Source organism: Microcoleus sp. PH2017_12_PCY_D_A (assembly GCF_020738565.1).
GTDB lineage: Bacteria > Cyanobacteriota > Cyanobacteriia > Cyanobacteriales > Microcoleaceae > Microcoleus.
The window spans coordinates 47,085-69,679 of sequence record NZ_JAEQCI010000013.1 but is presented as its reverse complement, the minus strand read 5'-3'; the positions used below and the strand labels follow the sequence as shown (position 1 = coordinate 69,679).

General features: G+C 45.4%; 13 protein-coding genes. 5 read left to right on the top strand and 8 right to left on the bottom strand.

The window, feature by feature from the left end; genetic code table 11:
• Window positions 1-23 precede the first annotated feature (23 nt).
• From JGK39_RS02445 to JGK39_RS02415, 7 genes are all read right to left on the bottom strand, one after another.
• Window positions 24-551, bottom strand: coding sequence for a hypothetical protein (locus JGK39_RS02445; RefSeq protein WP_293295623.1), 528 nt, complete (start codon window positions 549-551; stop codon window positions 24-26).
• A gap of 262 nt (window positions 552-813) precedes the next feature.
• Window positions 814-1,221, bottom strand: a complete 408-nt coding sequence (locus JGK39_RS02440) for a hypothetical protein (protein WP_293295621.1) — start codon at window positions 1,219-1,221, stop codon at window positions 814-816.
• Between the two features lie 319 nt (window positions 1,222-1,540).
• Window positions 1,541-1,999, bottom strand: coding sequence for a hypothetical protein (locus JGK39_RS02435; RefSeq protein ID WP_293295619.1), 459 nt, complete (start codon window positions 1,997-1,999; stop codon window positions 1,541-1,543).
• 102 nt (window positions 2,000-2,101) lie between these two features.
• Window positions 2,102-3,010, bottom strand: coding sequence for a hypothetical protein (locus tag JGK39_RS02430; RefSeq protein ID WP_293295617.1), 909 nt, complete (start codon window positions 3,008-3,010; stop codon window positions 2,102-2,104).
• Between the two features lie 339 nt (window positions 3,011-3,349).
• Window positions 3,350-8,947, bottom strand: coding sequence for a S8 family serine peptidase (locus tag JGK39_RS02425; protein WP_293295615.1), 5,598 nt, complete (start codon window positions 8,945-8,947; stop codon window positions 3,350-3,352).
• Between the two features lie 298 nt (window positions 8,948-9,245).
• Window positions 9,246-9,641 (bottom strand): hypothetical protein, encoded by a 396-nt coding sequence (locus JGK39_RS02420; RefSeq protein ID WP_293245645.1) that lies wholly within the window; start codon window positions 9,639-9,641, stop codon window positions 9,246-9,248.
• A gap of 57 nt (window positions 9,642-9,698) precedes the next feature.
• Window positions 9,699-10,298, bottom strand: coding sequence for a pentapeptide repeat-containing protein (locus JGK39_RS02415; protein WP_293245647.1), 600 nt, complete (start codon window positions 10,296-10,298; stop codon window positions 9,699-9,701).
• Between the two features lie 562 nt (window positions 10,299-10,860).
• On the opposite strand from JGK39_RS02415, the gene purL reads away from it, so the two are divergent.
• The 3 genes from purL (at window position 10,861) to JGK39_RS02400 (ending at window position 16,917) form a co-directional block, all read left to right on the top strand.
• A complete protein-coding gene (purL, locus tag JGK39_RS02410; protein ID WP_293245651.1) occupies window positions 10,861-13,353 on the top strand; it encodes a phosphoribosylformylglycinamidine synthase subunit PurL in 2,493 nt (830 codons plus the stop codon).
• 139 nt (window positions 13,354-13,492) lie between these two features.
• On the top strand, window positions 13,493-14,959 hold the full coding sequence (gene purF / locus JGK39_RS02405; protein ID WP_293245653.1) for an amidophosphoribosyltransferase: 1,467 nt from the start codon (window positions 13,493-13,495) through the stop codon (window positions 14,957-14,959).
• A gap of 881 nt (window positions 14,960-15,840) precedes the next feature.
• Entirely contained in the window at window positions 15,841-16,917 is a 1,077-nt protein-coding gene (locus tag JGK39_RS02400; RefSeq protein WP_293245655.1) for a DUF3474 domain-containing protein, read from the top strand.
• A 92-nt stretch (window positions 16,918-17,009) separates the two neighbouring features.
• Here the strand turns inward: JGK39_RS02400 and JGK39_RS02395 are convergent, their stop codons facing one another.
• Window positions 17,010-17,195 carry a hypothetical protein gene (locus tag JGK39_RS02395; protein ID WP_293245657.1) on the bottom strand — a complete coding sequence of 62 codons (186 nt, stop codon included), beginning with the start codon at window positions 17,193-17,195 and terminating at the stop codon, window positions 17,010-17,012.
• A 34-nt stretch (window positions 17,196-17,229) separates the two neighbouring features.
• Between JGK39_RS02395 and JGK39_RS02390 the strand changes: the two genes are divergently transcribed.
• A complete protein-coding gene (locus tag JGK39_RS02390; protein ID WP_293245659.1) occupies window positions 17,230-18,330 on the top strand; it encodes a transposase in 1,101 nt (366 codons plus the stop codon).
• A gap of 310 nt (window positions 18,331-18,640) precedes the next feature.
• Window positions 18,641-22,270: an NB-ARC domain-containing protein gene (locus JGK39_RS02385; RefSeq protein WP_293245661.1), complete on the top strand. Its 3,630-nt coding sequence runs from the start codon at window positions 18,641-18,643 to the stop codon at window positions 22,268-22,270.
• Window positions 22,271-22,595: the final 325 nt, after the last annotated feature.

Below are 22,595 nucleotides of genomic sequence, written 5' to 3'. Positions count from 1 at the left end.
TTGTGCATCATTACAATGCTAATTTACAACTCTAAATGCCTACTTTTCTTTGACGTGAGTTTTATTCTCTCGATCCTTTCCTTCAGGGCACTACCAAAAGTTAATCCATTGGCGATAGCTCTTCCTGCCTGAAAACTCTGATTATTCCGATAATATGCCTCAATGTCAGCATGAGATTTTGCCCCTGGTGGGTACAAGAGATCAGCTACATCCTTGAGGATACCGACACCATTTATGAGGGAGTGGTAAATGAATCCTTTGAGAAAATCTATGACAGCACGTTTTCCCTGTGCCATCACCCTACGAAATTCGCGAATAAATTTCTGTATTTTGTCCTGATTTGGTGAGCCACCACCACCAGAACCACTAGACGGATTATTAGCTAAATTATCATTCCCACTTCCACCGGAAGTAGAATCAGAGCCACTACCAAAAACCTCTTTAAACTGAGGCTCTTTAATGGGAATAAAAGTCGGTGCCCAAATATAATCACTCGGCTTAGGTTTCTTATTCAACTCCGGTGGCACCTGTTTTTTCGGAGCCTTAGTCAACCGCGGCGCCTCCCCAAATTTCGGCAAATCATTAATCTGCCCAGTTTTCTTAGGATCGAACCCTCCCCTTTTCGACTCATACTCACCCGGCAAATACTTACCATCTTTCCAACTAGACTTCGACCAACTCTCACTCCAATCATTTCTCCCATCATCACTGGACTGTGGGGGCGATCGGCTTTGGGTAAATTGTGCACGAGGGCGATCGACTATTGGCAATTTGTACAAAAGTGCGATCTGCCATTCAACTTTTTATTCTTACTTACTTCTCTTTATTTTTTCGCCTGAGTTCTTGCACGTAAACATACAAACCAGAACGAGCTAACTCTTTTCCATCTGAGAGGATATATCCAATATCCAGGCGAGCCTCTGACCAAGTAATTGCTAATGCCTCCTTGCTCGCTTCGCATGAAATCAGAGGATAAAGCTCTGTCAGACGTTGATACATTATACTTGCCTGAGTATGTCGCTCCTTTCTTCTGCCCACGCCCTGAGCTGTTTCTACTGCCAATTCAAAAGCCTTTTTTTGGATATCTTTTATTTCCTGCTCTACTTGAGAAGTTGTATCTAAGTCAGTCAAAGCTTGTCGATCGACGGGAACTTGAGAGATGGGGCATGGATTCTGAGGAGGTGCAATATCTGCGATGACTTCTATTGGCTCGATCTTCAATTCAGTTGACTTACACGCACAAATTGATACCATTATCACTACTATACTTAACTTCCCAATATTATACTTACCTGATTGTAAAATATCGTCAATCTCCTTTTTTAAAGATGTTTTAAAACTTGGATGTGTGTGCTAGTTGTTTAGATATTTGTCTAACGGTGTCATACTCTGCTATGCTTCTTTGCTATCAAAATTTAGCTGGCGCTCCTTCAAATTGTGCGCGAGGGCGATCGGCTTTTGGTAAATTGTACTGGCTAAGAAAGGGCGATCGCTCCGCCAACGTTAATTTAAGAGTTGCAATCGCTTTAAATGAGGCTTGTTACCGACGTGCAACTGCTTCCAGAACTGCCCGAGTCCAATTGCAATCTTCTGGAGAAACCACAACCACTTGAAAACCATACTTTTTTCCCTCTAATTTCACCCCTTCAGAATCATCCACATGCAAGTCAATACCAAAGGCTTGTGGATTTTTACTAGGTAACGAATCGCCTGAATAGTGACGCAGATGAGCTCTGTGGATATTTTGGTTGATTACCCCTGCTACTTGAATACCGTAGCAACGCAACCACAAACTTACCAAGCAAGGGGAACGATAGGAAGTTGTATAAATCCATATTTCATGTCCTCGTTGTTTCAATTCTTTTATCAATACACGTGTTCCCAGTCGCAAGGGTTCGTTAATCCAAGGTTTGAGGAAAAACGGCACTCGATTGGGTTCCCTGGGAACCTCTTTGTGATTACAAATTAGAGTATCATCAAGGTCAAATGAAATTCGCATATTTTTACACAGTATATCGACCTTTTGACTGTGCGGGCGATCGGGCGCGAGGGCGATCGGATTATAAATCACCCACTTCTAAAAATTCACCGACAGGTCCAACTACTTAGATTCAGGATTCCAACGCATCCCAATAATTGCCATTCCCGTTGGCCCGCTTGTTGACAAAATTATCGTCCCATCTGAACTATTCGCAGTTACAAAATTCGTAGAAGTGCGCCAGTGATGAGGAAATATATCTTTGCGATAGACATTATCGTCCACTACAAAAGTTTTCTCAACGCGATCGCCCTTGTACCATACAGCGCGATCGAAACCATACACCAAGGTGCGATCGCCCTCAACAGCAGCCACGCCTAATTTTAGTGGAATAGGAAATCGCGATGGGTCATCATATTCGATAAAAACTCGCTGCGTTGTACCATTGCTAACGCAAACATCAGCCGATTTATCGTCAACTATGACAGAAACAAAGGCATCGCCTGTTGGGGTAATTCCAGCATTTTCTATAGTTAATTTAGCAGCCAATCCTCCTGTATTGTAATAATTTAAAGAACCACCAGTAATATCTCCAGTGAGGAGCCGATCGTTTGAAAATGACAACAGCCCTCCTCTTAGTTCGCGAGGCAGTGAAAGAAGAGGATAACGCTTTTTGCCATCCGGTTCTAAACATTCTACGCGACGTATAGCGTCTCGATTTAAATGACAAATAGCTTGTTTTGACGCTACTGAAGCAGCAAATCCCCCCCACGGATAAGGACCGCGCACCTCACCTTCAGCATTCACAAACCAAGCTTGCAGATCTAAGTCCATCACCCAAACAGCATCTTGTTCAACACCTACAATCTCTACGCCAGGAACTTTTTCTACAACTCGTTTCAAAGCTCCTGTGCTGTCATAGTGAGATAGCGGGTAATTTGTCCATACCCCACCATCGCTGCGAGCGCTAAGTTTGCTTGGCGGTTCTAGGAGCTTGATTATTCTGGTAGTCTTTCCAATTAAAACTGCCATTGGTAGAGTTTCTTGATTCCCCCGAGAAACTATGCTCGCTAGCCCTGCTGAGTTAGCAAAAGTTTGTTTTATGTAAGGTCTCATTGGATAAGACTTAGGGCCAGCTATATATGTACCTCGAGCTACACTAGGGTCTGGCCACCCCACATCTACCACATCTAACTTAATTGGATTGTCCCATTCAAGGAAAGCAATAGGCCAAATATCTAGTTTTCGACAACTCACAGCACTTTTTTGTTCCTCCGATTTTAAAAGAGGTATGCTTCCTATCGTTAGAATTAGGAACGCACTTAAAAACACTAACACAGCACACAATTTTTTCCACATATCTTTCTCCAACTACCAAAGTATATCCTTGAAAAAATCTAACGAGTAACCTACCTGAACATAGCCTTTGAGTTGGCTGACATCAATAATCTGTATGGTGTTATTATTGTTCGGTTGGTTCCACAAACTGACAAGTTTTGTAGGAGTGAGTGCAATAGCTACGTGATCGGCATTAGCTGATCGATCCGCATTTCCTTTAGGAAATTTACCATCCGATGTAGGATTTTTAAAAAATACAAGTTCCCCCGGCTTGGGTAAACGTGTTGTCTGATTAGGAACTCCTCGGTTGGGATAGAAGAATAAACCGTCTTGATACCCCATTATGTCTATCATAGCTGAGAAAGCAGGCTTAGTTGTATAACCTACTTTTTGCATAGCAGAGCGAATTCGATCGGCAGTCATTTGATTACATAAAAATGCCGCATACCAAATCATTTCCCAGCAGTTCATTGTCGCATTATATGGCAGAGGTAGTACGTTTTTTGGCTCGTTAAAATACTTACTAAAATCATTGGAAGGAGGGTTAGTCCACCATTGACTTCCTTTAAGCAGAGCTGCCATAATCGCAGTCGCCATTTCAGGTTTTTGACTAAACTTCTGTACAATCATTGTCCGCATATCTAGATCGCCAACTACTAACCTCAACTCACCCTGATACTTAGGGTCAATAATTAAAGCAACAATCGTGTTATAGTTGGCGATCGCCCCAGTATTCAGCAGTTTTTGTATTTGTTCCTTAAAAGTAGGTGGACGATTGACTGGAGCACCAGAACCAGCAAACAGATTACCTGGAACCTGCGGTGGTTTTGGTAGATTAATCTCAGTAAATTCTTGACTCGGCGGAGGAACCTTCTTCAAATTTTCCGGCACCACCCGCTTCGGCGCCTTATTCAACCGCGGCGCATCCCCAAGCTTCGGTAAATCATTAATCTGCCCAGTTTTCTTCGGATCGAAAGACCCATTTTTCGAGTCCGACTCACTCGGCAAATACTTGCCATCTTTCCAACTAGACTTCGACCAACTTTCACTCCAATTATTCCGTCCATCATCCCAAACAGTTCCGCTACGAGTCCAAGTCCAACTGCTGCTACTACTCGAAGAAATCTTACCTTTAGTCCCAGATTCCGAGTCATAACCGCTGATAGTTTCAGTCCAAGTATAACCTCCTTTAAACGACGACTTGCTGTAACTCGTACTCCACCGCGAATACTTATCAACTGCACTAACTAGACCTTTACTATCATCTGTCCTTTCGCTCGACCATTTCTCGTAGCTGGAATTACTGTTCTCATCTTTCCTGCCATCTTTATAAGTGGTAACTGTTTGTGAATTGCTGGTGCGAGAAGTATCGCTACCACTAAACCAATTCGAGTTAGTCCCGTTATTACTGCTGTTGGAACGACTAGCTGTGATTGTCTGTTCGTCGCTGCTACCTGTGGTGGTATAAGCATCTATTTTGTACTCGTTTTTCCTTTGAACGGTATTCTCTGAGTAAGTTTCTGAATTGTTCTTTGATGTGGTTTTGCCGTTGCTGTTGCTGCTGGAAGAATCTGACTTAGTTACTGAATAATTATCTGTTTGGCTGCTGTTGGCTTCGGGGCCGGACTTGTAACTTTGTGTGTCATTCCCTTGACTTACTGAGTAATTGTTCCCTCGATTGTTCTGCCAGTATGAGCTGCCGTTACTGCTGTTGGTTTCTTGGGATTGATTGACGTTGTAAGTGTCTCGATTGCTGGTATTGTTATATTTGCCGTCGTTGTAACTGCTTTGATTGTTGTTGCTGTTTTCGGAGTAAACGTCGCGGGTGTTACTGCCGATTGTTTTGCCGTTGGTTGTGGTATTGTCCCAGGTTGATTTGGTGACATCATAGTTGTCGCCTCTGCTGCTGCTTTTTGATGGGCCGCTGTTTGTACTGCTAGTGGAATCTGATTTGTTGACTGTGGTTTCTTCGCCGCTGTGGGTGTTGTTGGAATCGTTGTTGTTACTGCTGTTTGTCCATTTAGCTTTTCCTGCTGTTTGGCTGGAACTGTTGCTGGTGGATACGCTATTGGTGCTGGTGTTTCGGGTGTTATTGGTTGATTTTGACCCCCAATCATCTTGACGATCGCCGTTAGATATGCTCAGATTTGTACCGTATTGACTGTTAGATTTCGATTTGCTGTTGCGATAACTTTCTGAAGCATCATTTCTCGTGTAAGTGGGAGTGGTATAGTTGTAAGAACTGCGAGATTTCTGAGCCGATTCGCTACTATCGCTGCGAGTTCCTTCGTATTTGATTCGGCTGCGGTTTTCCTGCCATTGATTTTTGTTTTCTGTTGAGTTTTGGGAAAAGTTTTTGCTGGTATAGGTAGCAACATTTGTCGTGGAATCGCTGGTGGATTCATCAAAAGATTCGCCCTTGTAGTTGGTTTTGGTATTGCTTTTATCCCAATTTGACTGGGTGTTTGCAAGGCTGCTAAGAGTGCGAGAATTGGTGTTATTTGTGCCGTTGGAACTGCTGGTATAAGTGGTTTTGTACGGTGCTAAGTCACTAATATAGGAATTAGTACCGACGTTATAATCTCCGGTTGAGGTACTCGTAACTTTTGGCGTACCGGGGGCAGTGGTTGTAGTTGCAGTTGCTCTTTCTGAGGGTTTGGCTGCTGTAAAATTGGGAGAGTTACCAATATTTGCACTAGCACCAATTAAGGGTTTGATCAATAGTTTTGCGGCGGCCAATACTGGAATTGCGGGGATGGTTTCGGCTGCTGTTTTAATTGCTAATTCTGCGTTGATAATTCCATATCCTGTCCTTTCATCCCAGTCGGGCACGTCGATGTCTTTGGCTGTATTTAGGAGAATGTTTTTGATTTGTTGGTAGTTGAGGGATGGGTTAGCCGCCCACATTTGGGAGATGGTGTTTGTGACTTTTGCTGCTGCTATTGATGTGCCTTGTTTGGTTTCGGTTGTTGGAGTTTCTGCTGTTTGTGGAATGTCGTCCGGTGCTAGAATATCTAAGCCTTCTCCGTAGCTGGAATATCCGGCGCGATAGTTGTTTTCGGCTGCGCCGACGGTGATGATGTTGTTGAATTCTGTTGATGCTTGTCCGAGGGCGGAAATCAGATTTCCTTCATTGCCGGAGGCTGCTACAATCAGGATGTTGTTATCCTGGGCGTATTTGAGTGCTGCTGTTTCTGTTTCTGTCAGTTTGTGCCGTGTGGTTTGCGTGCCGTCGGGATTGATTTGGGTTAAGTCGAAGCTGAGGTTAACTACGGCGTTGGGCTGTTTTGATGCTTTTGCTGCGTCTACAAATTCTATCAAGGATTCGTGCCAGTTGCCGGAACCTGTTGCTCTTCCCAACCAGATTGGTGTTTCGCGATTGTTTTTGTTTTTGTCACCAGCAATTATTTCGAGGATTGTGCTTCCGTGTTGGTTTCCTTCGTTTGGTTGGAGTAGGGGGTTGTTGTCTTTGTCAATTAAGTCTTTTCCGAGGATGATTTTGCTGTAGTCGATTTTGGGGTTGTCGGCTGCGAAGCCTGTGTCTATTATTCCGATTAATGGTTGGGGGGAATTGGGGGTTGTTTCTAATTTGGTAATGGTGTCAGCAACTGGGTACTCGTTTATCTTGGTTTCGGAGTCGCTTTGGCTGGGGGCGATGATATTTGGAGGATTTTCTGGCTGATTATTTGCGGATGATGCTATTTCGGGAATAACGGTTATTTTTTCGGAGTCGGTGTACAAGTCTGGGTTTGCATACTCGTCAATTGTTGTTTCTGGCTGATTGTCTGTGTTGGTAATGATATTTGCTGAGTCTGTCGGCTGATAATTTTGAGTCGTAGCTATTTCGGGAATATTTGTTGGGTTTTCTGAGTCGGTTTCCAAGTGAGAAATTGTGTATTCTGACTCGGATGGTGGAGAGTTTTCGGTTGATTCTACTGCGGGTAATAGGCGGTTGAGAGTTTCAAACAGTGTGGAAATTTCATCGTCAGAAATTGGTGGGAAACTTTCATCGGCTTTGCTGGTAGTTTCGATAGTGTCTGCATTGACGGAGGTATTGGGGAAAGTTAAGGAGATGTTTTCAATTTCCCCAGTGAGAATGTCTGTTGCTGCTGCTGGTATTCCTGGTAACTCGGCGGCTTCTGTTTCGGTAGAAGCTGAGGGAATGGCAGTTATTTCTGTTTTTTCACCTGTTATTTCGTCGATTGAATTAATAACTGTGACGGCTGATTGAGTGTTTTCTGAGACTGGATTGTGCGAAACAGTCGGGTTTTTGGTTTCTGTCGCGGGGGAATCTGGTTTTGTCTCGACAGGTTTTGTCGCAACAGTCGGGTTTTTTGTTTCTGTGGCTGGAGAATCTGGTTTTTTGTCGATAGGATTTGTCGCAACAGTCGAGTTTTTTGTTTCTGTGGCTGGAGAATCTGGTTTCACCTCAACAGGATTCGTCGCAGAAGTCGCAACAGTCGCGTTTTTAGTGTCTGTGGCTGAGGAATCTGGTTTTGTCTCCGCAGGCTTTGTCGCAGAATTGGGAATTTCTGAGACTGTCGTATTCTTAGTGTCTGTCGCGGGGGAATCTGCTTTTACCTCGACAGGCTTTGTCGAATTTTTAGTGTCTGTCGCTGAGGAATCTGCTTTTACCTCGACAGGCTTTGTGGTGGAAGTGGGAATTTCTGAGACTGTCGGATTTTTAGTGTCTGTGGCTGGGGAATCTGCTTTTACCTCGACAGGCTTTGTCGGGTTTTGAGTGTCTGTGGCTGAGGAATCTGGTTTTGTCTCAGCAGGCTTTGTCGCGGAATTGGGAATTTCTGAGACTGTCTGGTTTTTAGTGTCTGTCGCGGGGGAATCTGCTTTTACCTCGACAGGCTTTGTCGTGGAAGTGGGAATTTCTGAGACTGTCGGATTTTTAGTTTCTGTTGTGGGGGAATCTGCTTTTACTTCCACAGGCTTTGTCGTGGAAGTGGGAATTTCTGAAACTGTTGTATTTTTGGTTTCTACCGTTTCAGTGCATTTACACTTTTCAGGAGTTGTGTCTGCTGTTGTTGAGTTGCTGTCGGTAATTTCTGAAACTGTCGCGTTTTTGGTTTCTACTGGTGGAGAATCTGTTTTTGCTTCGTTCAGATTTTTGGTATTAGTTGAATCTTCGGAAACTGTTGCGGTTTTAGTTTCTGTAGCGGAGGAATTTGGCTTTGTTTCGGCAGGAGTTATCACAGAATTGGTAATATCCGCAACAGTCCCATGTTTCGCTTCTGCTGTTAATGTGCCGGAGTCATTTTTGATGTTGTTTGTCGTCTCAGATTTTGTGCTGTTGCCAGTAATTGGATCGATTGGGGATGTTGTTGTTGAGTCTTTTTTAGGTATAGGATGGATTGTCGTTTCGGGGTTTTCAATTAGTAAAGCGTCTATTTCTGTGGTTTTTATCGGTGAATCTGTGTTGATCTCGACTGATAATTGACTTTTATTCGACAATTCTGGACAGATGTCTATCGTGTCTAATTCGCTTGGCTGTATGTTTTTATCTGGGGGGGGGAAATAATAAGTGCTGGCTATGTTTCCTAACTGGGTCTTTTCTGTAATGTCAGGAATGATGGATGTGCTGGTAGTTGTGCTGGGGGTGAGAGGGTTGATTGATAACATTCGTTGCTTCCCTGATTTTTCAAATGTTAATGCGTTTCCTTGGATGTTCAAGGATAGTATTGACTTTTGTTTCTTGGAATTTATCAGCCAATGATAGAGTTTTAGGTAGCACAAATAAATGTGCTACACTCAGCGTTAAACTGTCAGTTGCGCTCTGATCGTCGGCGCTCTGATGAAAGATGTTGATGAAAGATGTTTGTGCCGATCGCACTTTTTAGTCGGCTGTTTTTGTTGCTTTGTTGAGCTTACTAATAACCGTTAAACGTGTCAATAGCTGTGCGGCATCTTTACGAAACTTTCACATATAGCAGATTTCACGTAGGTGAATTAGGAAGATATCGATCGCTGTAGTAGCTTGTACCCCCGTAATTGCGTTGGTTCGCCTCCGTAGTTCTACTTTTACTTGAACTTCATAAATTTTTGATACAATTTGAGGAAACCGCTGGTTAATGCTGATATTTTCGGTAGTGGGAGAGCGAATTAAGAGTAATTCAATTCTGTTGATTGGTCTGGGTATTTGTGCTGATACGCCCCCAGCAACGGCGGACGCTCTAAATAATCCCCCTGAATTGATAAAGTTTAGGGGAGTATGTTTGATGTAAGCTGTTGCGTATTTAAATTGGATGTTCGGAACGCTGCTCGGAGCAACGTTCCACAAGAGTTTATTGATTTTTAATATGCAATTTAAGTGCACAACAGCTTACCTAACATTACAACGATTATTTTTGCGATCGCGAACTAATTGTGCAGCTTACCACGGCAAGCCTCGCGCATCGGAAAAATCAGCATCGAGAACCGCGCCCGGATCGAATACAGCGCCAGTCAAATCAGCTTTTCTAAACGACGTTACCGACAATTTTTCGATTTCTTCAACAGCGATAAAAAAGCCGATCGCAGTTAACCCCAAAATAACCCCAGAAACCAAAAATAAAACAATTCCCCTGAGAGTATCCCCGCCCAAAAATGTCACAATACCGTTAGCGCCGATCGCAGCAGCAGCCCCAGCCACAGCCCCCGCCACAATTCCCGCCTCGCCCCGAGTCGCAGCAATCGCCGTCGCAGCAGTCCCAGCCACAGCCACAGCCCCCGCATCCGCCCCGCCAATCAGTCCAATTACAGCCCCAGCCACCGTCACTGTCACCGCTGTTACGCCAGCCCTAGCAATCAATTTTTTGATCCGGCGGCGGCTTTGTCCGGTTCTGACACCCTGAAAATTTGCCCCCCTCAAAATCGCCCCGGTGAAATTGCAGCCTCGAATGTCGCAACCGCTGAAGTTCGCCCCTGATAAGTCAAGCCCTTTAAATGAACGGTTCCGCAAGTTTTGGTTGGCAAAATTGAGATTTTGAGTCATAAGTCCGAAGTCTGAAGGAAGATGGAAGATGGAAGATGGAAGAGGGAAGATGGAAGATGGAAGTACGAACCGCGAAGACGCGAAGGACACGAAGGAAGAGGTAAGAAGGAAGGGGGAAGATGGAATCTTCCACAAGGGTTTGAGGAATTAAGAATATTTTAACTGTCGGGTGCGGTTGCTTTAGCAGAAAACAAGATATATGTCAATTATTATCCGATATTTGGTAAGTTGTCGATTTTCCTGTACGATCGATCGCGTCCTAGGAACTCATCGGAGCGACCAAAAACTGGTACGATCTTTGACCTGAAGCTGACAACAATGCAGCCCCCTCAATCCCTACTCAAACTTAAAGTTTGAACGCTGTTACCAACAAAATCCTCCTCCTAGAAATTAGCATTCACAGGACTAACCCACGGGTAGTTAGAAACCGGGTCTTTGGAGAAAATACTTCGATACTACCCTCAGATTCAATAAAAACCCGGTTTCTTTAGCCTTGATATCTAAGTCCTGAGTAACAAAATCCCTAATACGGATGTAAAATCTACAAAACATCGCAATTATTATGTCAAATCTCCCATTTTCCCCGGAACAAATTGCCGCCGAAAGACTCAAACCCGAAGAATACGAAGAAATCGTTCAGCGCCTCGGCCGCCATCCCAATAAGGCTGAATTGGGAATGTTCGGCGTGATGTGGAGCGAACACTGCTGCTACAAAAATTCGCGGCCGCTATTAAAACAGTTTCCCACAGAGGGCGATCGCATTCTGGTCGGGCCTGGAGAAAATGCCGGTGTCGTAGATTTGGGAGATGGTTTACAACTTGCTTTCAAAATTGAATCCCACAACCACCCCTCAGCAGTTGAACCCTTCCAAGGTGCTGCAACCGGTGTCGGCGGCATTCTCCGCGATATCTTTACCATGGGTGCTCGCCCGATCGCACTTTTGAATTCCCTCCGCTTTGGCAATTTAGATGATAGCAAAACTCAGAGATTGTTCAAAGGTGTAGTATCGGGAATCAGTCACTACGGCAACTGCATCGGCGTACCCACCGTTGGCGGCGAAGTTTATTTCAATGATGCCTATGCTGGCAATCCATTAGTTAATGTCATGGCCTTGGGTTTGATGGAAACTCAAGAAATAGTTAAATCTGGCGCGTCTGGTACCGGAAATCCCGTGCTTTATGTCGGTTCAACTACTGGCAGAGATGGCATGGGAGGCGCAAGTTTTGCTAGTGCAGAATTGACTGACAAATCGATGGACGATCGCCCTGCGGTACAAGTAGGAGATCCGTTCTTAGAAAAGTCCTTAATTGAAGCTTGTTTGGCAGCATTCAAAACTGGTGCAGTCGTCGCCGCTCAAGATATGGGCGCGGCCGGAATTACGTGTTCGACATCGGAAATGGCCGCCAAAGGTGGTGTCGGAATTGAATTTGATTTAGATAAAGTTCCGGTTCGAGAAAGCGGCATGGTTCCCTATGAATACCTGCTTTCGGAATCGCAAGAACGGATGCTATTTGTCGCCCACAAAGGACGGGAACAGGAATTAATTGATATTTTTCATCGCTGGGGATTGCACGCCGTAGTCGCAGGCACAGTCATCGAAGAGCCGATCGTCCGAATTCTCTTTAAAGGTGAAATCGCTGCTGAAATTACTGCGACTGCTTTGGCAGATAATACGCCAATTTATCACCGCGAATTGTTGACAGAACCGCCAGAATATGCTATGAAAGCATGGGAATGGACGGCGGACAAGTTGCCGGAATGCACGGCAGCCGGTATCGATGTTCAAGGTGATTTCCAAACTTGGAATCAGATTTTGCTGACTCTTTTGGATACTCCCACTATCGCTTCTAAACGCTGGGTTTATCGCCAATACGACCATCAGGTTCAAAATAATACTGTTGTTTTGCCGGGAGGTGCGGATGCTGCTGTTGTCAGATTGCGATCGCCAGAAACTTCCATTGTTAAGGATAAATCATCAACGGTGGATGCTGTCTCCGAAGCTCAAGAAATCGTAGAAGCAGATGCCGCTATTCCCCTATTTTCAAAGGGACAAGGTAGAGAGATTGCTGAAGTTCCCGCCCCTCTGGATTCGGAAGGACACGTAAAGGTAATTCCGGCAGTTGCTGCAACGGTTGACTGCAATTCTCGCTATGTTTATCTCGACCCCTACGAAGGTGCAAAGGCGGTAGTTGCGGAAGCGGCGAGAAATTTGAGTTGTGTGGGTGCTGAACCTTTGGCTGTGACTGATAATCTCAATTTTGGCAGTCCTGAAAAGCCTGTGGGATATTGGCAGTTAGCGTCGGCTTGTCGCGGGATTGCTGATGCTTGTCGCGAGTTGGGAACTCCTGTTACTGGCGGCAATGTTTCTCTTTACAATGAAACGGTTGATGCTGAGGGGAATCCTCAACCGATTTATCCGACTCCGGTAATCGGAATGGTGGGTTTGATTCCGGATTTGACCAAGATTTGCGGCCAAGCTTGGCAAAAAGAGGGAGATTTAATTTATCTGTTGGGAATTGGTGCATCATCCCAAAATTCTGATGTCCAAACTTCTCCGACTCTGGGCGGTTCGGAATATTTGGCTGCGGTTCACGGTACGATCGCGGGTAAGCCTCCAGTTATCGATTTTGAGTTGGAAAGACAAGTGCAAAAAGCTTGTCGCGACGGCATTCGCAGCGGTTGGGTATGCTCTGCTCACGATTGTGCGGAGGGAGGAATTGCGATCGCCCTGGCGGAATGCTGCATTTCTGCTAAACTGGGTGCCACAATCCACCTGTACCCCAACTCGCAGCAGTCTCAGCGTTGGGATGAATTGTTGTTTGGCGAAATGGGTAACTGCATTTTAGTGTCGGTGAGTCCAGCTTTCGAGGCTGCTTGGACATCTTACTTGCAGGAACATTTGGCCCGCAAGTGGCAGAAAATCGGCTTGGTTGGGACTACCGAAGCATCTTTGCGGGTTTTTACTACCGATAAGCAGCCGTTAATTGAGGTTAATATCTCAGATCTGGGCGATCGATACTACAATGCCATTGAACGCCGCATAGCTTCTGTCTGAAATGCTACACCGCTTGGAATTAATGACACATCCGTGGCAAGATTAAGAAAGTATTAAGTTATGCGACATCTTCCCGAACAGAACGCACCGGGGAAATTGTCCCGCTCACATACCGTCCCCATTACGAGCCAACCCATCTATGATTCCCAACCATTCCTTCGAGGCTGACGAGCATTCTAGCAAACCCGACAAGCCCGAGGAAGCTTGCGGCGTTTTCGGTATCTACGCACCGGGTGAAGATGTCGCCAAGTTGACCTACTTCGGCTTGTATGCTTTGCAGCACCGAGGTCAGGAATCCGCCGGAATTGCTACTTTTGAGGGTGAAACAGTCCACCTGCACAAGGATATGGGACTGGTTTCCCAAGTCTTCAACGAATCCAGTTTAGGTCACTTGCCCGGTAACTTGGCCGTAGGTCACACTCGCTACTCTACTACTGGTTCGTCGCGGGTTGTCAACGCTCAACCTGTGGTTGTCGAAACCCGTTTGGGAAGTCTGGCTCTAGCACATAACGGGAATCTTGTCAATACTAAAGAATTGCGGGAAGAGTTGATGGCTCGCAACTGCGAGTTTCTGAGCACGACGGATTCGGAGGCGATCGCAGTGGCGATCGGTTGGGAGGTAGACCAGGGCAAAGACTGGCTGGAAGCTGCGATCAGTGCCTTTGCTATGTGCCAAGGAGCCTTTAGTTTGACGATCGCCACCCCCCAAGGCGTCATGGGAGTCCGCGACCCCCACGGCGTCCGCCCGCTGGTAATTGGCACCCTCCCCACAACTCCGCAACGGTACGTTTTAGCATCGGAAACCTGCGGCTTGGATATTATCGGTGCAGAATTTTTGCGGGATGTAGAACCGGGGGAATTAGTTTGGATTACAGAGCAAGGTATGGCTTCTTTCCACTGGAGCCAGCAGCAAAAACGCAAACTTTGCATTTTTGAAATGATCTATTTTGCTCGACCCGATAGCATTATGGAAGGTGAAAATTTGTACACCTACCGACTGCGGATCGGGCGGAGGTTGGCCGTCGAATCTCCGATTGATGCTGATATAGTTATCGGTGTTCCCGATTCTGGCATCCCAGCGGCGATCGGCTTTTCTCAAACTTCCGGCATTCCTTACGCCGAAGGATTGATTAAAAATCGCTACGTCGGACGCACTTTTATTCAACCGACTCAGACAATGCGCGAGTCAGGAATCCGCATGAAACTCAACCCTCTCAAAGATGTGTTGGAAGGAAAGCGGGTAATTATTATCGACGATTCGATCGTCCGCGGCACTACCAGCCGCAAAATCGTCAAAGCCTTGCGGGATGCGGGCGCAACCGAAGTTCACATGAGAATTTCCTCGCCGCCGGTGACTCATCCTTGTTTCTACGGTATCGACACCGACAATCAAGATCAGTTGATTGCTGCTACCAAGTCCGTCGCCGAAATCGGCGCTCAAATTGGGGTGGATTCCTTGGCTTTCTTGAGCCGGGAAGGAATGCTGAGTGCGACTAACGAAGACACGAAAAGTTTTTGTTCGGCGTGTTTCACCGGCGATTATCCGATCGAGATTCCAGAAATGGTAAAACGGGCGAAGCTCATATTAGAAAAGGCTGCAACCTAGAAAACCAAACACCGAGAAAGCGATCGCCAGTCAGTAGATTTGAGATTTGAGATTTGAGATTTGAGATTCACACGGCTCGCACAGTGAATCTGATACCTAAAACTTTAGTCTAAACTTTTACTGTATCCGCAACGATTGTTTAGCGCTTCTATCCGTTTTTGGGTAGCTCGCTTTCCGGGATTTGTGGATGGAAAAAAATTTTCTGGTAAGTCATTGCCAGAGTGTGTGTAGAAATGTTAAATTAACTTAGCTCTAGCAACTCTGGCAGAATGTGTGAACTGTAGGGAGCGATCGGTTGGGTAGAACTTAATAGGCTTGGTTTAAGACAGATCCCCCCTAACCCCCCTTAAAAAGGGGGGGACAAGAATCTTCTCAAAGTCCCCCGACAATCAGGGGGATGCGAGGGGGATCTCCGGGCAATAAACAGTGTTAGCCCAAGCGTATTGAGGTAGGGCTTGATGTGAAACCCAAGACTCCGATTTGAGATTTCGGATTTGAGATTTGTCCTTGAATCTAAAATCGCCAATCTAAAATCGATCGGCTCAACCTACACTCTCGTTGACAATACCTGCTGGAAATGTTGTATGCTACCTGCGAACTGGAGGTAATTCCTCCAGAAAGTGCGATCTCAAATTGAAGTCGCATTTCGTACCAACAACGGACACATAGGATTTTTTCAGATAACAGGGTCGATCGCGCTAAATCTCCCCACACAACTATTCTACAAGCAAACTTGCTTGAGAATCGCGGGCGGGCGATTCATGCGGAACTAAAGAACTTTAGAAACCCTTGCAGAGTAAAAAATATGGCTCCTTGCGGGCTGAAAGTGAATGTTAAAAGGCGGAATGCGGTTTCTCAAGTCAGCTTAAATCGGAAACTTCGTGCAATCAAATACTGTTCTCAATCAGCCGAGCAATCCAGGCTCATCCTCTCGTACAAAAGAGTTACCTTTTACTCTTAGTGATGTCAAAGCAGCCATTCCAGCCCATTGTTTTGAACCCTCGGCTTGGAGATCTCTAGCTTATTTCTTTTTGGATCTTGGAATTATCGCAGGTTTATACGCGATCGCCTACAGCCTCGATTCCTGGTTATTTTATCCAATCTTCTGGTTCATGCAGGGAACCATGTTTTGGGCATTGTTTGTAGTCGGCCACGACTGCGGGCACGGTTCATTTTCTAAGAGCAAATGGCTCAACAACCTGATCGGACACCTCTCCCACGCACCCATTCTCGTACCCTTCCACGGTTGGCGGATCAGCCACAGAACCCACCACGCGAATACAGGCAGCTTGGACAACGATGAAAGCTGGTATCCCGTGTCGGAGAGCAAATACAATCAAATGCCCTGGTACGAAAAGCTAGGACGCTTTTATTTGATGTTATTTGCCTATCCAATTTATCTGTTTCGGCGATCGCCCGATCGAGTCGGTTCTCACTTCATGCCCGGTAGCCCGATTTTCCGTCCTTCCGAAAAAGCGGACGTGTTAACGAGTTCCGCATCCTTAGTATTGATGGTAGCCTTTTTAGGCGCATTAACCTATCAATTTGGTTGGCTGTTTTTACTCAAATTCTACCTAGTTCCCTACGTAATCTTTGTAATGTGGCTGGATTTGGTAACATTCCTGCACCACACAGAAGCCGATATTCCCTGGTATCGCGGAGATGACTGGTATTTCTTGAAAGGCGCGCTATCTACGATCGATCGCGATTACGGAATCATCAATTCCATCCATCACGACATCGGCACCCACGTCGCCCACCACATTTTCTCGACAATGCCGCACTATCACTTGAAGGAAGCAACAGAAGCCATCAAGCCATTGTTGGGAGATTATTATCGCAAATCAACCGATCCAATTTGGAAGAGCTTTATTCGCTCTTACTGGGATTGTCACTTTGTTTCCGATACAGGTTCTGGAGTTTACTACGAATCGCCTAACACTCGGAAATCGAATTGAGGCGCGCAAGTTAACTTAAAACTCTTTCAACTCAAAAACCCGGTTTTCTTGAAAAGCCGGGTTTCTTGTATTTACAGCAGATTGCAAGAAGGTTAATCAACAGTGATTGATTTACTGCTATTTGCTAACAATTGCTTATTTTCAGGAGTGAGCCTATCTTCCAAGGCTCTAACCAATTCGCGAACCACATCCGTCTTGGTGCGATCCTCTTGCTGGCAATACAGTGAAAGGATTGCTGACTCTTTATCCGAAAGTCGAAAGTTTTCTCTTGTAGACATACATATGTACGCTTATCCGATGTACAATAGACTCATGCTACTAGGATTCAAGACAGAACTCAACCTCAACAATAAACAGCGCACAGTTTTGGCAAAACACGCTGGAACTGCTCGTCATGCCTACAACTGGGGAGTTTGGCTAACTCAGAATATTCTCGATTACAACAAAGCTAATCCTGAATCAAAGCTAAAATTTCCCAGCAGCATCGACTTGCATAAGCTGTTAGTTGCGATGGTTAAACCTGAGCATCTTTGGTACTACGAGGTTTCCAAATGCGCCCCTCAATATGCCTTGAAAGCATTGCGTGACGCTTGGGATAACTGCTTCAAGAAAAAGAAAAGTCCGCCAAGATTCAAGAAAAAGGGGCAGCATGACTCATTCATGTTGGATGGAACGATCAAAGTCCTTGGGTCTAATCACATCCAAGTTCCCGCGATCGGGGTGTTGAAGACGTTTGAAACTTTGCCGCAAGTAAAGCCTAAAAACGTAACCATTTCCCGTCAATCTGACAAGTGGTTTATTAGCTTCAAAATCGAAATTGAGCCAGTGCAGACCGAGAAAACCAATCGGTCTGTAGGTGTTGATCTCGGAGTGAAGCAATTTGCCGCTCTATCCAACGGGCAAGTGTTTGACGCTCCCCCAGAATACAAACGGTTAAAGGCGAAAATTGCGATCCTGCAATACTTGAACCGCAACAAACAGCGTGGATCGCAAGGCTACAAAGACTTTCTTGAGCGTATTGCACAGTTGCATTATCGCTTAACCTGCATTCGTAAAGACTTCCTCAATAAGCTTACAACCTATTTGGCTCACAGCTTTCAAGCGGTCTGCATTGAAGATTTAAATGTATCTGGAATGCTGAAATTTGGCAAACTGGCGGGTGCAGTTGCAATGCTGGGATTTTATGAATTTCGTCGGCAACTTGAATACAAGTGCAAGCTGCATGGCTCGCAGTTATTCATCATTGGAAGATGGGAGCCCAGCAGTAAGACCTGCTTCAATTGCGGGCGGAAGAATTCTGAATTGACGATCTCTGACCGTGTTTTTGACTGCACCGAATGCGGTCATTCAATGGATCGTGATTTGAATGCGGCTCTGAATATAGAACGTATGGGGCTGAGTCTCAGTTCCTGAAGGCTTGTGGACGTAGAAGTGCCGACACCTACGGTTGAAGCAAGTAAATTTCAGTTTGTTAGCAAACGTTAGTAAATTATGAACGGATATTCACCAACAATTTCGACTCCATCTTTTTTGAGCTGCGAGTTTGGTAAATCCGCCACGGGTGGGGCTTTTGACTCTTGTTGTCACAGCTTTTAACCTCCATCAGCCCTGTCTTGGTTTCCGGCGGGGTTGTCACCTCGCCTGGTGGGATGGGCCCAAGATCCCGTTTCAGCTAGAATAAATGCAAGATCTCAGAAGACGAGTTTAGAGGTTTTGTAAAGCGATGACTGTGGAAGAAGCACTGAAAATTTTAGATACAGCGATCGCGCCAACTTCCCTCAGCAACATCCAAGAGATCGTATTTCGCAAATCTTGGGAAGGGCTATCTTATTTAGATATTGCCGAGAGCGCTGGCTATGATGCTAGTTATATCAAAGATGTGGGTTACAAGTTATGGAAACTACTCACTACTGCACTTGGAGAAAAGGTTACTAAAAGCAATCTTCAGGCAGTAATAGGGCGGCGGTTGCGTCGGGTTTTCGTAGAATTACCCAGCACCGAAATCGAAAAAATACCATCGCTGCAACAGCAAATTCAACAACAAGAAATTGCAGCGCACCGCCACTGGGGAGAAATCGTTGATGTCTCCACATTTTACGGTAGAAATCAGGAATTAGCGCAACTGCAACAATGGATTGTTAGCGACTCCTGCCGTTTGGTTGCCTTAGTCGGAATGGGGGGAATTGGCAAAACATCACTGGCTGCAAAACTCGCGATCGCACTTCAAAACAACTTTGAATTTCTGATTTGGCAATCCTTACGCAACGCGCCACCAATTGAGGATGTATTGTTAAATTTGATTCAAATTATTTCCGAGCAACAAGAAACAGAAATTCCGACATCATTGGCAGATCAAATCACTCAACTGATGGGATATTTACGTTCCTCCCACTGTCTTTTGATCCTCGATAATATTGAGACAATTATAGGCAGTAACGATAACGCAACATTCCCAGGTAGAATAGAACAATATCGAGAAGGTTACGAGGGATATGGCGAGCTTCTCAGACGAATTGGCAGCGAATACCATTTTAGTTGTCTGCTATTAACAAGTCGGGAAAAACCCACAACTTTGATCCCGCTCGAAGGCGAAACCTCACCTGTGCGAAGCTTACCCTTAAGAGGGTTAGGTTCCCTGGAAGTGCAAGAAATTTTTCAAGCCAATGGCTGTTTTTCCGAAACAGAAACCGATTGGATAAATTTAACTCAACATTATTGCGGTAATCCCCTGGCGCTCAAAATTGTCTCGACAACCGTGCGAGATTTATTTGATGGCAATATTAGCAACTTTTTGGAGCAGGGAGCGCTCGCTTTCGGAGATATAAATATTCTGCTCGACGGACAATTTAATCGTTTGTCAAACTTGGAAAAGCAGATTATGTATTGGCTGGCGATCGATCGAGAATGGATAACCCTTGCCGAGTTGCGGGCGAATTTTGTGGCGATTCCTTCACAATCTAAACTCCTGGATGCTTTGTTATCCCTGAGAGGGCGATCGCTGATTGAAAATAATGCCGGAAAATTCACCCTACAACCTGTGGTGATGGAGTATGTTACCGAACAGTTAATCGATCGATTTGAGCGGGAAATTCAGTCGCAAAATCTAGATTTATTCGTCAGCCACGCCCTGATTAAAGCAGAGGCGAAAGATTACATCAGAGAAAGCCAAATTCGCTTAATATTAACACCGCTGGCTGAACGAATTCTGGGCGAATTCCGGTCTAATAAAGAAGTTGAATATCAACTAAATGAGGTTTTGTTTCGGATGCGAACGCAATTTCCCAACTCAGTGGGATATGCGGGTGGCAATTTGATTAACCTGTTACTTCAACTAAAAATAAAGTTAAGCGGATATGATTTTTCATACTTGAGTATCTGGCAAGCTTATCTGATAAATGCCAACTTGCATCGAGTTAACTTTGCCAATTCCGATCTGTCTAAATCCGTCTTTACCAGTAATTCAAATGGGGCTATATCTGTTGCCTTTAGCGCAGATGGTAAGTTTTTGGCAGTGGGCAATGTGGATGGCAAAATTCGAGTCTGCCGATCGCAAGATTATCGAGATTTTCTCACCTGTGAAGGACACTCCAGTTGGATTGTTGGTGTCGCTTTTAGTCCCAACAATCAAATTTTAGCAAGTGCCTCTTTTGACCATACCGTTAAGTTATGGGATTTGGCTGCGGGTAGGTGTATTCAAACATTAACAGAGCATACCGGATGGGTAAATTCGGTCGCATTTAGCCCGCTCGCCCCTTACCAAGGGGGACATGGGGGAATTTTAGCGAGTGGGAGTTGGGATTGCACAATTAAGTTGTGGGATGTAGCAACGGGTGAATGTTTAAAGACGCTGCGCGGACATACCACTTTTGTGATGGCGGTGATTTTTAGTCCCGACGGTCAACTTTTGGCGAGTTGTAGTTACGACCAAACGGTAAAATTGTGGCTGGTTGAAACAGGGGAAATTATTAACACATTGGAAGGGCATACAAACGCGATTCGCTCGATTGCTTTTAGTCCAGACGGTCAAACTTTGGTCAGCGCCAGTTGGGATTGTACTGTGCGCTTGTGGGAGATTTCTACAGGGCAATGTTTAAAGATTTTGCGGGGACATACCGATCCTGTCGCAGCAGTTGCATTTAGTCCAGATGGTTGTACGATCGCTAGTGCCAGTTATGATTGCACAGTTCGACTCTGGGATGTTGCAACTTTCCGCTGCAAAATTATGCAGAAACACTCTGGTTGGATTTGGTCGATCGCATTTCACCCTCAAGGTCATATTCTGGCAAGTGGCAGTCTCGATCGCACAGTCACCCTCTGGAACACGCACACAGGAGAATCATTCAGGACATTGCATGGCTACAGCGCCGGGATTAAATCCCTTGCCTTTAGTCCAGATGGACAGTTATTAGCCAGCGGTAGCGATGACACAACGCTCAAATTATGGGATATCCAATCTGGTGAGTGTAGCAAAACACTGCAAGGACACACAAATTGGGTTTGGTGCGTTGCCTTCAGTCCAGATGGTCAAATGCTAGCAAGCAGCAGTAATAGTGGCATTATCCGGTTGTGGGATGTCGCTACAGGTCAATTGCTGCGGGTAATGCAGGGGGGTACAAGCATTGCGAATATCGTATTTGCTATAAACTTCAGTCCAGACGGTCGCACATTGGCAAGTAGTGAGAATACCCATACCATCCGATTATGGAATGTTCAGACTGGTGAATGCTGTCAAATTCTGTCAGATTGTTGCCGTGCTTGGTCAATTGCTTTCAGTCCAGATGGCACAATTTTAGCCAGTGGCGGCGATGATAAATTATTGAGATTGTGGGATATTGACTCTGGGGAATGTTTCAAAACTCTTTCAGGTCATACCAGTTTGTTGTTTTCGGTTGCCTTTAGCCCGGATGGCAAGATTTTGGCAAGTAGCGGTGACGACAAACTGGTAAAACTTTGGGATGTTGAGTCTGGAGAATGTCTGAAAACCTTGCCCGGTCACGCGGCTTCAGTTTGGTCAGTGCGGTTTAGTTTAGATGGGCAAATTTTGGTCAGCGGCAGTCACGATAAAACAATTAAGTTGTGGGATGTTTGCTCCGGGGAATGCGTTAAAAACATCCAGAACTATACATCTGAAGTTTGGGCGATCGCAATTTCCCCCGATGGTAAAACCATAGCCAGCGGCAGCGCCGATGGAGCTATTAATCTGTGGGAAATGGAGACGGGTGAGTGTGTGAAAAAAATGCGATCGCCTCGGCTTTACGAAGGCATGAATATTGCAGGTGTCACGGGTCTAACCGATGCTCAAATATCAACCCTAAAAGCACTTGGAGCAGTGGAGATTGGGCACAATAATTAGTCAGATCGAGTCCGGCTAATCACTGTCCCACTAGCGCTAAGGATTTTGGAACCGATCGCTTAGAAACCGCAGAGATCGATGGTAGCTTCACCCGATCGGACTCTCCAATCGCCCGGTCACTCCACGTGCCCGATCGAATTTCTTCCCATAATACCAATTTTTTATGAAGCTGCACATATTCCGATCCCCCCTAACCCCCCTTAATAAGGGGGGGACAAGAGTCCAATCAAAGTCCCCCTTTTTAAGGGGGATGCGAGGGGGATCGGAATTTTATGGAGCTTTACATTAAATTGGTATAAGGCGATCGTTGCCGGTTCTGGTTCGG

Excerpts from the sequence above, each read along its gene's own strand:
- JGK39_RS02430 (WP_293295617.1), bottom strand. The coding sequence starts at position 3,010 with ATGGCAGTTTTAATTGGAAAGACTACCAGAATAATCAAGCTCCTAGAA.
- JGK39_RS02385 (WP_293245661.1), top strand. The coding sequence starts at position 18,641 with ATGACTGTGGAAGAAGCACTGAAAATTTTAGATACAGCGATCGCGCCA.
- JGK39_RS02390 (WP_293245659.1), top strand. The coding sequence starts at position 17,230 with ATGCTACTAGGATTCAAGACAGAACTCAACCTCAACAATAAACAGCGC.
- JGK39_RS02415 (WP_293245647.1), bottom strand. The coding sequence starts at position 10,298 with ATGACTCAAAATCTCAATTTTGCCAACCAAAACTTGCGGAACCGTTCA.
- purF (WP_293245653.1), top strand. The coding sequence starts at position 13,493 with ATGATTCCCAACCATTCCTTCGAGGCTGACGAGCATTCTAGCAAACCC.
- JGK39_RS02435 (WP_293295619.1), bottom strand. The coding sequence starts at position 1,999 with ATGCGAATTTCATTTGACCTTGATGATACTCTAATTTGTAATCACAAA.
- JGK39_RS02425 (WP_293295615.1), bottom strand. The coding sequence starts at position 8,947 with ATGTTATCAATCAACCCTCTCACCCCCAGCACAACTACCAGCACATCC.
- purL (WP_293245651.1), top strand. The coding sequence starts at position 10,861 with ATGTCAAATCTCCCATTTTCCCCGGAACAAATTGCCGCCGAAAGACTC.
- JGK39_RS02395 (WP_293245657.1), bottom strand. The coding sequence starts at position 17,195 with ATGTCTACAAGAGAAAACTTTCGACTTTCGGATAAAGAGTCAGCAATC.